The following is a 13,105-nucleotide window of genomic DNA, read 5'->3' as shown; positions in this document are numbered from 1 at the left end:
CATGCGTACCTCCCGGGTGACGTCGTGGGGCGGATCGTGCTCGGCCAGTCTACCCGCAGCACGACGCCGCCCGGTCCCCTGGGCGGGACCGGGCGGCGTCGTCGTGGCCGGGCGGGGCGTCCGGAGACGCCGCGCGGCGGGCCTACTTGGCGGTGAAGCGCGGGAAGGCCGAGGCACCCGCGTAGACCGCGGCGTCGCCGAGCTCCTCCTCGATGCGCAGCAGCTGGTTGTACTTGGCCACGCGCTCGGAGCGTGCCGGGGCACCGGTCTTGATCTGGCCCGCGTTCACGGCCACCGCGATGTCCGCGATGGTGGTGTCCTCGGTCTCACCGGAACGGTGGGAGATCATGCAGCGGTAGCCGTTGCGCTGGGCGAGCTCCACGGCGTCGAAGGTCTCGGTCAGCGAGCCGATCTGGTTGACCTTGACCAGCAGGGAGTTGGCCACGTCCTCCTGGATGCCGCGGGCCAGCCGCTCCGGGTTGGTCACGAAGAGGTCGTCGCCCACGAGCTGCACCTTGTCACCGATGTGCTCGGTGAGCGTGGCCCAGCCCTTCCAGTCGTCCTCGTCCAGGGGGTCCTCGATGGACACGAGCGGGTACTTCTTCACGAGGTCCTCGAAGTACGCGGACATCTCCTCCGCGGAGCGCTTCTTGCCCTCGAAGGTGTACTTGCCCTTCTCGAAGAACTCGGACGAGGCCACGTCCAGGGCCAGGGCGATGTCCCGGCCGGGCTTGTAGCCGGCCTTCGTGATGGCCTCGAGGATGAGATCCAGTGCCGCCGAGTTGGAGTCCAGGTTCGGGGCGAAGCCGCCCTCGTCCCCCAGGCCCGTGGACAGGCCGCGGTCCTTCAGCACGGACTTGAGGCTGTGGTAGACCTCCACGCCCCAGCGCAGGGCCTCGGAGAACGTGGGGGCGCCGATCGGGGCGATCATGAACTCCTGGATGTCCACGTTGGAGTCCGCGTGGGAGCCGCCGTTGAGGATGTTCATCATGGGCACGGGCAGCACGTGGGCGTTCGGGCCGCCCAGGTACTTGTAGAGGGGCAGGTCCGCGGAGCTCGCGGCCGCACGGGCGATCGCCATGGAGGCACCCAGGATCGCGTTGGCGCCCAGCTTGGCCTTGTTGTCGGTGCCGTCCAGCTCGAGCATGGCCTGATCCACCGCACGCTGGTCGGACGCGTCCAGACCCACGACGGCCTGCTCCAGCTCCTCGTCCACGGCGTGCACGGCGCCCAGGACGCCCTTGCCCAGGTAGACCTTCTTGTCGCCGTCGCGGCGCTCCACGGCCTCGAACTCACCCGTTGACGCACCCGAGGGGACGGCCGCGCGGCCGAAGCTGCCGTCGTCCAGCAGGGCCTCCACCTCGACCGTGGGGTTGCCGCGGGAATCCAGGATCTGGCGGGCTTGCAGCGCAATGATCATTGCCATGAAAATCTCCTTGTCGGTCGTCGACCCGTGGGGCGGTTCCGGCCCCGGGTCCCAGCCTACCGAGCGCGCCTGTGTCCCGGCGATACGCCCCGGGATGACGGTGCTCACCCGGGCAGCGGGCCGTCGTGCTCCTGCACGAAGCGGCGCACGGCCGTGCGCAGGGCCCGTTCGGCGTCCAGGCCGCGCGCGGAGGCCTCCACCACCTGGCGCAGCAGCCGCTCCCCCAGCTCGCGCTCCTCGTCCTCGCGCTGCTCCTCCGGCAGCTCCGGGCCCACGGGTCCGACCCCGGGGACCGCGTGCCGGCGGGCCTTGGACAGCGCCTTCTCGGCGCGGGCCAGGGCGGGCAGCGCCGGGGGGATCCCGTCGAAGATGCGCGTGCGCTGCGGTTTCTCGTCCCGTTTGACGGCGTCCCAGCGCGCGGCGAGCTCGGCGGTGCTCGGCTGCTCCCCCGCGGCGGCGATCTCGTCCGACCACGCCGCCTGGCCGTCCGCGTTGTCCTCACCCAGCAGGGTGTTCCCGGTGGCCATCAGGGTGGTCCCCGCGCCCCCGCCGAACACCGCCGGGTGGCGGCGCACGAGCTTGTCCGTCACGGCGGAGATCACGTCCGTGACGTCGAAGCCCTGCGGGGCCGGGTGCTCCTGGCCGATCCGCGCGTGGAAGACCACCTGCAGCAGCACGTCCCCGAGCTCCTCCACGAGCTCGTCCCGGCGGCGGCTCGAGGGTTCGAGGGTCTCCACGGCCTCCACCACCTCGTAGGCCTCCTCCACGAGGTGGTGGAGCAGCGACTCGTGGGTCTGCTCCGCGTCCCACGGGCAGCCCCCCGGAGAGCGCAGCCGGTCCATGACCGCCAGCAGCCGTTCGAACTGCTCGCCCGCAGTGCTCTCCGCACCGTGCGTGGCCGTGCCGGTCGCGGCGTGACGAGGGGCCAGGCTCCCCGCGCCCTCCGGGGCCCGCCGCGCATCGCGGGGCGATGAGGCCCCGGCGCCCTCCGAGGTCTGCAACGCGTCGCCGTGCGAACGCTCGGCGGGTCCTGTGCTCTCCGGGCTCACGAGGTCTCCCCCGTGATGCGCTGCTCGAGCCACTGCTGGTAGGCCACCGGCACGAAGGCCGCGCGCGCCGCCGTGCGCTGGACCCGCAGCACGTCCTCGGAGCTCCACCCCGCCTCGGAGCGCAGCCGGTCCAGTTCGTGCGTCACGGAGGTCCCGCTCATGAGGCGGTTGTCGGGAGAGACCGTCACCGCGAATCCGGCCCGCAGCAGGCGCGTCACCGGGTGCTCGGCAACGGTGGCGCCCCACGCCGCGCTCGCTCCGGTCTGCAGGTTGGAGCACGGGCAGACCTCGAGCGCGATCCGCCGGTCCCGGATCCAGCGGGTCAGCGGTGCGGTCATCTCCCGGTCCTCGTCCAGCAGCCGCACGCCGTGCCCCAGTCGCAGGGCCCGGCCCGAGCGGAGGGCGTCGGCCATGGACTCCGCGCCGGCGGCCTCCCCCGCGTGCAGCGTCACGGGGACGTGCTCCGCCGCGAGAAGCTCCAGGGCGTCCCGGTGGGCCGAGGCGGGGAAGCCGTCCTCCGGGCCCGCCAGGTCGAAGCCCACCACGGATCCCGGCACCGGTTCCCCGGGAACCTGGCCGTCCGCCGTCGTCGTGGGGGTGTGCGCGCCGACGTCCGTGGCCGGCGTGCCGCCGGTGACTGCCTCGTCAGGGTTCCCGGACGGGGACGACGCCGCCCGCAGCCGCCGCACCACGAGCTCGGCGATCTCCCGGGAGCGGTCCAGGTGGCGCATGGCGCACAGGATCTGGACCACCGAGACGTGCCCGCCTGCGGCCTTGACCTCGGCGACACCCTCCGCGAGACCGCTCTGCACCGCGTCCACGGCCTGGTCCAGAGTGAGTCCCCCGGCCACGTGCTGCTCCGGTGCCCAGCGCACCTCGGCGTGGACCAGGCCGTCCGCTGCGCAGTCCGCCACGTACTCGCGGGCCACGCGCCGCAGGGCCGGTGCCGTCTGCATCACCGCCACGGTGTACGCGAAGGTCTCCAGGTACCGCGGCAGGCTCCCGGAGTCGGCGCTGTCGCGGAACCACTGACCCAGGGATGCCGGGTCCGTGGTGGGCAGCTCGTGGCCCACCTGCGCCGCGAGCTCCACGACGGTGGCGGGGCGCAGTGCGCCGTCCAGGTGGTCGTGCAGCGAGATCAGTCCGTGTGGCCCGAGGGCCCCGTCCGTGGTGCGGACGGGGCCCTCGGGGGTCGTTCGAGTGCTCATGGCGTCAGTAGTTCCAGTCCTGCAGTGCGTCGTTGACGTGCTGGGGGATGTTGGAGCCGGTGCGCGGATACATGCGCAGCTCCTCCAGGTAGTTCTGCCCCGGGAGGCGCTGCTCGTAGCGCACGAACGCCTCCTCGTCCGAGTAGTCGAACGCGACCTCGGGGGGAACGCCCGGACGGAAGCGGAACATCATGGCCAGCGGGGCGCCGGAGCCCTCCACGTACGAGTCGTCCTTGAGCTCCTGGACCTTGAGCTGGTCCTCGGGCACCAGGTCGAAGGTGGGGCGCTGGTCCCAGAACCCGTTGAGGCGCACGTGGGTCAGGGCGTCGTAGTAGGTGCCGAGAGCGCGCACGCGGATCAGCACGGTGGAGACCTCACGGGCGGTGCCCTCCGGTCCGAACAGGTGCCGCTGCGCATCCGCGAGGCGGGCCGTGACGTCACCCACGGTGAGCGCGAGGTTGCCGGTCGCGAGGGCATCGGGGTCCACGTCCTGCTCCGGGGCAGGGGCCCGGTAGGACGGGGACACGTCCGTGGCAGTGGCCACCTGCGGCGCACCGGCCGGATCGTCGTCGCCGTCCACCGCCGCGCGCACGGGCGCGGGCACCAGCGTGTCCTCGGACTCCGTGCCGAACGCCGACTCGTCCACGTGGGCGGGCAGGTCCTCCGAGGACCGGGCGTCCTGGGTGTCCGTGGCAGCGGCGTGCTCCGCTCCGGGCTGCGCACCGCGCGCGCCGTCATGGGTGGGCCCACCGCCCAGGATGCGGGGGTCCTCGCCCAGGCCCTGGTCGAAGTGCTCGTCCTCCTCCGACCCTGCGGCGCCGTCCGGGAATCCTCCGTCCTGTGCGTCGAAGGCGCGCTCCGGATCCACGGACCGTTCCTCGGCGGGCACCGCCGGGGAGCCGTCCTCGGCGCGCTCCGCGGAGCTCTGCTCGCCGGACGCGAGCACCGGTGACGCCTGGCCCGCGCCCAGGACGTCGCCGTCCGTGGCCGGCTCGGTGTGGCCGTCGGAGACCACACGCACGGCGTCGGAGTCCTGCGGAGCGCCCGTGTGCACCTGCTCTGCGGCCTCGCCGGGGGCGTGGCCCTGCTCGGAACGGTGAGCATCGGCAATGTGGTCACCCTGGTCCCCCGAGGTGCCCGCGGCGGCGAGCCCAGCCGCACCGCCGGCCACCGTCCCCGCGCCCGCGGCGTCCACGTGCCCGGGGGCACCGGCCCGGTCGTCGGAGCCGTGGCCCGCCGGGGTTCCGTGGTGGTCCTGGACGCGGTCCGTGGCCTCCGTGCGGTCGTCCGAGCTGGCCTGGTGCTGCTCCTCGTGGTGCGCCGGCGTGGCCGTGCGCGACTCGTCGGAGGCACCGTGGTGCTGCTGGACGGAACCACCACCGGGGTGGCTGTAGTGCTCGGTGCGCGACTCCCCGGTGGGGTAGTCGTAGGTCACCGTGATCTCGTGCGCCGCGTGGTGGGACGCCGAGACCACGAGGTCCAGCTGGCGCCACGGCCCCACCGGGGTGCTCATGGCCTGCGTGTAGAGGTCTGCGACGTCGTCGAACAGGGGCGATCCCTGGTCCACGGTCCCGTTCTCCACCTCGTCCGGCGCCTCCCCCACGGCCTGGCGCGTCTGGTGCGTCATGATGTTCCCGGACTGCACGAGGGTCAGCCGGGCACGGTCCGCACCCCGGGCCAGCAGGAGCTCCACGAGGTGCTGCAGCGCCCCGTCCTGCGGCAGCGGCTCGGCGGTCGGCTCCTGGCGCGGGTGCTCGTGGTGATCCCCGGCGGTGCTCTGCACTGCCTCGGGCGGCGTCGCCTGGCCGGACACGGGTCCCGCCGCGGGGTCTGACGGCGCGGCGCCGGGCGACGGCTGGGGTGTCGGGGTGGTGTTCTTGCTGCGGAACAGATCTCTCAAACCCACGTGAATGTTTCCCTTCGAAAGCCGGGCTCGGTCTGGTGCTCAGTATAGGCGGGCCGCTCGGGAGCCACCCGGGAGCCGGACGCTCCCCCGGCGGCTCGGCGGGTCACAGGTTCTCGGGCCCGAACGCGTCCGGCAGCACCTGGTCCATGCTGCGAACACCGCTCACGGTGAGCAGCTGCAGCCCGGGAGCGCGGTGCTCGTACAGCAGCTGCCGGCAGCGCCCGCACGGCATCAGCACCTCCCCGTGCCCGTCCACGCACACGAAGGCCACAAGCTTGCCGCCGCCGGACATGAACAGCGCGCTCACGAGCGAGCACTCCGCGCACAGGGTCACACCGTAGGAGGCGTTCTCGATGTTGGCCCCGGTGACCACGCGGCCATCGTCCACGAGTGCCGCCGCTCCCACGGGGAAGCGGGAGTACGGGGAGTAGGAGTGCTCGAGGGCCTCGGTGGCCGCCCGCTGCAGCCGCTGCCAGGTGGACTCGTCCACAATCTGCTGGTTCTCGGTCATGGTGTCGTGCGCTCCTGGTCCTGGGTTCTCGTGCGGGTCCTTGTGCGGATTCTCCCGGCGACGCCGCTCAGCGCGCCACCGCGCGGGAGGTCCACCCCCGACGCTACGCCGTCGAGGCGCTCGCCGGGCGGGGTGGTCACTCCTTGAGGTAGGGCTCACCCGAGGCGGCCGGCCCCCGTGACCGGCCCACGAGGCCCGCCACCGCGAGGATGGTGACCACGTACGGGAGCATGGCCAGGAACTGGCTGGGCACCGGGGTGCCCAGGAAGGAGAGGATCGACTCCAGGTTGGACGCGAAGCCGAACAGCAGCGAGGCCAGCAGCGCCCCCACGGGGTTCCACCGCCCGAAGATCAGGGCCGCCAGCGCAATGTAGCCGGAGCCCGCCGTCATGTCCCGGGTGAACGCGGACACCGACACGAGCGTGTAGAACGCACCGCCCAGCCCGGCCACCGCACCGCCCAGCAGCACGTTGCGCACGCGCAGGGCGTTGACGGGGATGCCCAGGGTGTCTGCGGCCTTGGGGTGCTCGCCCACCGCTCGGGTCCGCAGGCCCCACCGCGTGCGGTACAGCGCGAACCACACCACGGCCACGGTGGCGTACATGATGTATCCGATCACGGACTGGTCGAAGAGCACCGGCCCCACCACGGGGATCTCGGCCAGCACCGGGATCCGCACGTGCGGCAGCCGCTCCGGGGAGTTGAACGCGGCCGCGTTGGGCTCCAGCACGGTGGCGAACAGGAAGCCCGTGAGCCCGGAGACCAGGACGTTGAGCACCACGCCCACGATCACCTGGTTCACGCGGTAGCGGATGGCGAAGACCGCGAGCACCACCGACACGAGCACCGAACCGAGGACGGCCGCGAGCAGGCCCGCCCAGGCGCTGCCCGCGATCGTTGCGACGACCGCCGCGGAGAACGCACCGAAGAGCAGCTGGGCCTCGATCGCGATGTTCACCACGCCCGAGCGCTCGCACAGCAGACCCCCGAGGGAGCCGAAGACCAGCGGCGTGGCGAGGGCCACGGAGCCCGCGAGCAGTGCGGTCACGGAGATGCTGGGGGTCTGGGCCGTGCCCACGATCCACACGAGGAATCCGGTGACGAAGAAGAAACCGGCCACGAGCGAGGCCCAGCGGGGCAGGGCGCGGGCCCGTACCGCGGCGTAGCCGGCCAGCACGGCCAGCACGGCCGTCACCACCCAGCCGCACAGTGTCGAGGCCACGGAGACGTCGGGCAGGCGCACGGCGTCGTTCTCGCCGGAGAAGCGGAACTGCACCGACTGCCCGGAGGCGTTCAGGGCGAAGACCACGAGGGCCACGAGCGCGAGCACGGCCAGGCCGACCGCGGGTCGCAGGGTCCGCACGCCCACGTCGCGCAGCACCGCGGAGGTGGGCAGATCGGCCTCGGGCACGGAGCCGTCCGGGCCGTCCAGGTGGGGGGAAGCGGTGGCGGTGCTCACGCGGCGACCTCCTGCGAGCGACGGGTGGCGAAGGTGAACAGGGGTGGCAGCGCCACGAACAGCACGATGAGCGACTGCACGACCAGCACGATGTCCACGTTGGTGCCGGTCATCGACTGCATGGTCACCCCGCCCGCGCGGAACGCCCCGTAGAGGATCCCCGCGAAGAACGTGCCCCACGGTGTGGACCGGCCCAGCAGGGCCACGGTGATGGCGTCGAAGCCGAAGGAGGCCGCAATGCCCGCCGTGAGCGAGTGCTCGGTGCCTGAGACCTGCGCGGTGCCGGCGAGACCCGCCAGCAGACCCGCTAGCAGCATGACGACGACGAAGCCGCGGGTCACGGAGATGCCCGCGGTCCGCGCCGCGCGGGGGGTGGCCCCCACGGCCCGCAGCTCGAAGCCCACGGTGGAGCGGTTGAGCAGCCAGGACACGGCCACGGTGGCCAGGACCGCGAGCACGAAGCCCCAGTGCAGCCGGAACTGGTCCCCGAGCAGCTTGGGGAACATGGCGGTCTGGTCCACGGGAGGGCTGATGGGGTTGGACGAGCCCTCGCGCTGGAAGCCCGGCAGCGTCAGCAGCCACGCCACCAGGTTGAGCGCCACGTAGTTGAGCATGATCGTGAGGATGACCTCGTGGGCGCCCGTGCGGGCCTTGATGAGCCCCACGATCCCGCCCCACAGGGCACCGCCCAGGGCGCCGGCCGCCATCACGGCGAGCAGGTGGATCCCGGCGGGCAGGTGCCACGAGAACCCCACCCACGCGGCCAGCGTGGCCCCGATCAGGATCTGGCCCTGCGCACCGATGTTGAACAGGCCCGCGCGGAACGCGAGCGCCACGCCGAGACCCGCGAGGATCAGGGGGGTGGCCACGGTGAGGGTCTCCGTCAGCGGGTAGAGCTTGTCGGCGAGCGTGGCCCCGGCGGGGTTGTACACCGCACCGTGGAACATGGCCACGTAGGCGCTCGAGGCGGCCTGCCACATGGCGGTCAGCGTGTCGCCGGGGCGCGCGAAGAAGTACCCCGCAGCCTCCCGGACGTCCTCGTTGGTGACCGCGATCAGCAGTCCGCCCAGGATCAGCGCCACCACCACGGCCAGCACCGACTGGAGCGTGGAGCCCAGCAGGGTGCGGCGGTGGCTGCCCGCGGCGAGTTCGGTCGGTGGCGGCGCCGACACCTGGTCGGTCTGCGCCGGTGTGGTGGTCGCGCTCATGCCGTGCGGTCCCCCTCGGGTCGGTCGTCGGTCGGGTCGGCCGCGCTGCTTCCCCGGTGCGCGTCAGAGGCCGCGCCGGGGACCGCGTGGTGGGCGGCGTCGTCGGCGGCGGGCGTGGCGCCCGCGCCGGTGTCGTCGGAGTGGGCGGATGTCGCGTGGGCGTCGTCAGCTGCGGCGTGGGCGTCGTCGGGTGCGTGGGCGCCGTCGGCCTGCTGGGACGAGGCGACGTCGGAGTGGTCCCAGGGGGCCGCGGGGAGCACGGACTCGGCGGGCTCGCCGGCCATCATGCGCCCGAGCGCCTCGCGCGGGGTCTCCGGGCCCACGATGCCCATCAGCCGACCGTGGAAGAAGACCGCGATGCGGTCCGCGAGCGCGTAGACCTCGTCGAGCTCGGTGGAGACGATCAGCACCGCGGTGCCCCGGTCCCGCTCCGCCACGATGCGGCGGTGGATGAACTCGATCGAGCCCACGTCCACACCGCGCGTGGGCTGGGAGGCGATGAACAGCGTGAGGGGGCGCCCGAGCTCGCGGGCGATCACCACCTTCTGCTGGTTGCCGCCGGACAGCGTGACCACCGCGGAGTCCACGGATCCCGTGCGGATGTCGTACTCGGACACGGCGGAGCGGGCGTTCTCGCCGATGGCGCCCAGCCGCAGCGAGGGTCCCGCCGCGAACTCGCGGTCCCGGTAGCGGTCCAGCACGAGGTTCTCGGCCACGGAGAACGGGCCCACGAGGCCGTCCGTGGACCGGTCCTCGGGCACGAATCCGACGCCCCGGGCCAGCACCTCGCGCGTGCGCAGCCCCACGAGCTCGTGGCCGTCCAGGCGCGCGGACCCCGTCACGCGGTCCTCGAGCCCCACGAGCGCCTGGGTCAGCTCGGTCTGGCCGTTGCCCTGCACGCCGGCCACGGCGAGGATCTCCCCGGGGGCCACGTCGAAGCTCACGCCGTCCAGCACCACGAGACCGTTGTCCCCGACGACCGTGAGCTCGCGCACCTCGAGTGCGGCACCGCTCGGCAGGACCGGCTCCTTCTCCACCGTGAGGGAGACCTTCCGGCCCACCATCAGGGCCGCGAGCTCCTCCGTGGACGCCTCGGGGCCCACGTGCCCCACCACCTCGCCACGGCGGATCACGGTGATCACGTCCGAGACGGCCCGCACCTCCCGCAGCTTGTGCGAGATGAACACGATGGAGGTGCCGCCATCCCGCAGCTGGCGCATGATCTGCAGCAGCTCGTCCGTCTCCCGTGGGGTCAGCACGGCCGTGGGCTCGTCCAGGATCAGCACCCGCGCGTCGCGCACGAGCGCCTTGATGATCTCCACGCGCTGCTGCACGCCCACGGGCAGGTCCTCGACCACGGCGTCGGGGTCCACGTCGAAGCCGTAGCGCCGGGAGATCTCCCGGATCCTGGCCCGCGTGGTCTCCAGGTCCAGGGACACGCCCCGGGTGCTCTCGTGCCCCAGCGCCACGTTCTCGGCCACCGTGAAGACCGGGACGAGCATGAAGTGCTGGTGCACCATGCCGATCCCGGCCGCCATGGCGTCGCCGGGGCCGCTGAACCTCACGGGTTCACCGTCGATCTCCACGCTCCCGGACGTGGGTTCGTAGAGACCGTAGAGGACGTTCATGAGCGTGGACTTGCCCGCTCCGTTCTCCCCGAGCAGACAGTGGATCTGGTGGGGTTCCACGGTCAGGTTCACACGGTTGTTGGCGGTGAAGTCACCGAACTTCTTGGTGACGTCCGTGAGTTTCAGCTGCACGTCGTTAGCTCCTGCCTGCGCGCTCGGTCAGGACTTGGGGGCGTTCTCGGACTCCACCGTGACCTTGCCGTCGATGATGTCCTGCTTCAGCTGCTGGACCTCCTTGTCGAGGTCCTCCCCCACCTTCGACTCCTGGTCGTGGTACGGCGCGAGACCCACCCCGCCGTTCTCGAGGGTGCCCACGTACTGGCTGTTGTCGAACTTGCCGTCCGCGGCCTGGGTGACCACGTCCTCCACGGAGGTGGTCATCTCCTTCAGCACCGAGGTGAGCAGGAACTCCTTGCCGGAGTCGAGGGTCTCGTAGCCGTCCGTGTCCGGCCAGATCAGCCGCACGTTCTTGTTGCCCTTGTTCGCCTCGACCACCGCGTCCACGGTGCCCTGGGCGGCCTGGCCCGCGACCGGGAGCACGACGTCGGCGCCGTCACCGACGAGGTTCTGGGTCACGGTCTTGGCCTTGGAGGAGTCCTGGAAGGAGCTCAGGAACGTGCCGTTCTGCGAGTCCTTGTTCCACCCGAGGACCTTGACGTCCTTCTTGTTCTTCTCGTTGTAGTACTTCACGCCGTCCGAGAAACCGTCCATGAACACGGTCACGGTGGGGATGTCCATGCCCCCGTAGGTGGCCACCTTGCCGGTCTCGGAGCTGCCGGCCGCGAGGTAGCCGGCCAGGAAGGCCGCCTCCGCGGTGTTGTACACGATCGGCTTGACGTTGTCGGCCTTGATCGAGTTGTCGTCCACGATCGCGAAGTGCTTGTCGGGGTTGGCCTCCGCGACCTTCTTGGTGGTGTCCGCGAGGAGGAAGCCCACCGACACGGTGAGGTTGCAGCCCTGCTGCGCCATGGAGGTCAGGTTGGGCTCGAACTCCGTCTCGGACTGGGACTCGGCCTGGCTGATCTTGATGCCCTTGTGCTCCTCCGCTGCCTTGAGGCCCTCGTAGGAGCTCTGGTTGAACGAGCGGTCCTGGAAGCCGCCGTCGTCGGAGACGATGCAGCCCTTGAAGTCGGACGCCTGTGCGCTGCTGTCCCCGGAGCTGTCCGGTGCGGCACCGCAGCCTGCCAGGGTGAGGCCGGTCAGCCCGGCCAGTCCGAGGGCGCCGAGAGCGCGGAAACGTCGAGTGGTCATGGGGTCCTCCGGTGGGATCGGGCTGGGGGCGCGCAGAACCGGGTCCTCGCACCGCGGTGGAACCGCGAGAAGGACGTGACCCGGATCATAGGTCCGCTCAGTGTAGCCCCATGAATCCCTGGCAGTGCACCGAGTGCCGGCGTGTCAGCCCTCGGACCGTTCCGGAACCTGTGCCGCGTCCGTCAGCTCGCGCACCCGCAACCGGACCGCCCGCAGCGCGGCGGACGCCATGACCTGCACGCCGCACCGGATGGCCTCCTCCTGCGGGGCGTAGTCGGACTGGTGCAGGTCGTACGTGCGTCCTCCCGGCTCACGGGTGCCCAGTCGCATCATGGCGCCGGGCACGTGCTGCAGGAACCACGCGAAGTCCTCCCCGCCCATGGACTGCTCCACGAGCAGGATGCTCTCCTCCCCCAGCTCCGCGCGGGCGGCGATCTCCAGCAGGGTGGTCTCGGTCTCGCCGTTGACCACGGGCGGCACGCCGCGGATGTGCTCGAGGTCCACGTTCACCCCGTAGGGGGCCGCCACCTGGCCGACGACCTCGTCGAGCATCTCCCCGGCCTGGTACCAGGCATCCGCGTCCAGGCAGCGCATGGTCCCGGCCATGAACCCGGACATGGGAATGGCGTTGGGGGCCACCCCCGCGTGGATCTGCCCCCACACCACGGCCACGCCCGAGCGCACGTCCACGCGCCGGGAGAGCACCGCGGGCACGTCGATCGCGATCTGGCTCATGGCGTAGACCAGGTCCTCGGTGAGGTGCGGGCGGGACGTGTGCCCGCCGCGCCCGGACAGCTCGATCCGGATGGTGTCGGACGCCGAGGTGATGGCCCCGATCCGGGTGCCCACCTGCCCCACGTCCAGCTTGGGCTCGCAGTGCAGGGCGAACATGCGCGGCACGCCGGCCAGCACGTTCTGCTTGATGATGCTCAGCGCGCCGCCCGGCAACTTCTCCTCCGCGGGCTGGAACACGATCCGCACGGTGCCCGCGAACGGCGAGGAGCGGTGCAGGTCCGCGAGCACCCGGGCCACCCCGAGCATCACGGTGGTGTGGATGTCGTGGCCGCACGCGTGCATCACGCCCTCGTGGATGGACGCGTACTCCAGCCCCGTGTCCTCCAGGATCGGCAGGGCGTCGATGTCCGCACGCAGCCCCACCATCACGGGCCCGCGACCCACGTCCACGTAGCAGCCGGTGCGCTCGAACCGCACGGGGCGCAGACCGGAGGCCTCCAGAGCGTTCACGATCCGCTCGGTGGTGCGGTACTCCTCGTAGGACAGTTCCGGGTGGCGGTGCACATCGCGCCGGAAGCGGACCAGGTCCGGGAGGTAGTGGGAGAGCAGGGGTCCGATCGCGGGGGGCAGGCCCACGTCGTCGGCGGAGGGCAGCGGCAGATCCAACATGAGAGCCAGAGTACCGCCGCGGCGCAGTGACGCGGATCGCACCCGGGTGCCCCTC

Annotated in this window: 10 protein-coding genes; all 10 read right to left on the bottom strand. The window is 71.8% G+C overall.

Going from position 1 to position 13,105, the window contains the following annotated elements:
- Positions 1 to 142: 142 nt before the first annotated feature.
- The 10 genes from eno to QL985_RS06860 all read right to left on the bottom strand — a co-directional run bounded on the left by eno (position 143) and on the right by QL985_RS06860 (position 13,050).
- Positions 143 to 1,426, bottom strand: coding sequence for a phosphopyruvate hydratase (eno, locus tag QL985_RS06905; RefSeq protein ID WP_039100907.1), 1,284 nt, complete (start codon positions 1,424 to 1,426; stop codon positions 143 to 145).
- A gap of 104 nt (positions 1,427 to 1,530) precedes the next feature.
- Positions 1,531 to 2,475, bottom strand: coding sequence for a MazG family protein (locus tag QL985_RS06900; protein ID WP_039100906.1), 945 nt, complete (start codon positions 2,473 to 2,475; stop codon positions 1,531 to 1,533).
- Positions 2,472 to 3,683 (bottom strand): adenosine deaminase family protein, encoded by a 1,212-nt coding sequence (locus tag QL985_RS06895; RefSeq protein WP_290147687.1) that lies wholly within the window; start codon positions 3,681 to 3,683, stop codon positions 2,472 to 2,474. Before QL985_RS06895 ends, QL985_RS06900 begins: the two co-directional genes overlap by 4 nt.
- A 4-nt stretch (positions 3,684 to 3,687) precedes the next feature.
- Positions 3,688 to 5,589 (bottom strand): hypothetical protein, encoded by a 1,902-nt coding sequence (locus QL985_RS06890; RefSeq protein ID WP_259906359.1) that lies wholly within the window; start codon positions 5,587 to 5,589, stop codon positions 3,688 to 3,690.
- A 103-nt stretch (positions 5,590 to 5,692) separates the two neighbouring features.
- On the bottom strand, positions 5,693 to 6,100 hold the full coding sequence (locus QL985_RS06885) for a cytidine deaminase (protein ID WP_019310196.1): 408 nt from the start codon (positions 6,098 to 6,100) through the stop codon (positions 5,693 to 5,695).
- A 136-nt stretch (positions 6,101 to 6,236) separates the two neighbouring features.
- The gene (locus tag QL985_RS06880) at positions 6,237 to 7,559 is read right to left on the bottom strand and encodes an ABC transporter permease (RefSeq protein WP_059280834.1); all 1,323 of its coding nucleotides are present in this window, start codon (positions 7,557 to 7,559) and stop codon (positions 6,237 to 6,239) included.
- The gene (locus QL985_RS06875) at positions 7,556 to 8,767 is read right to left on the bottom strand and encodes an ABC transporter permease (RefSeq protein ID WP_059280833.1); all 1,212 of its coding nucleotides are present in this window, start codon (positions 8,765 to 8,767) and stop codon (positions 7,556 to 7,558) included. The genes QL985_RS06880 and QL985_RS06875 overlap by 4 nt, the downstream gene beginning before the upstream one ends.
- Positions 8,764 to 10,527, bottom strand: coding sequence for an ABC transporter ATP-binding protein (locus tag QL985_RS06870; RefSeq protein WP_259906358.1), 1,764 nt, complete (start codon positions 10,525 to 10,527; stop codon positions 8,764 to 8,766). The genes QL985_RS06875 and QL985_RS06870 overlap by 4 nt, the downstream gene beginning before the upstream one ends.
- A 27-nt stretch (positions 10,528 to 10,554) precedes the next feature.
- Positions 10,555 to 11,646, bottom strand: coding sequence for a BMP family ABC transporter substrate-binding protein (locus QL985_RS06865; RefSeq protein ID WP_019310200.1), 1,092 nt, complete (start codon positions 11,644 to 11,646; stop codon positions 10,555 to 10,557).
- Positions 11,647 to 11,790: 144 nt separating this feature from the next.
- Positions 11,791 to 13,050, bottom strand: coding sequence for an amidohydrolase (locus tag QL985_RS06860; RefSeq protein WP_050899460.1), 1,260 nt, complete (start codon positions 13,048 to 13,050; stop codon positions 11,791 to 11,793).
- Positions 13,051 to 13,105: the final 55 nt, after the last annotated feature.

The organism is Kocuria sp. APC 4018, from assembly GCF_030407675.1.
Lineage (GTDB): Bacteria > Actinomycetota > Actinomycetes > Actinomycetales > Micrococcaceae > Kocuria > Kocuria rhizophila.
Note: the sequence above shows the minus strand (reverse complement) of the source record. Positions and strands in the feature narration are given on the sequence as shown.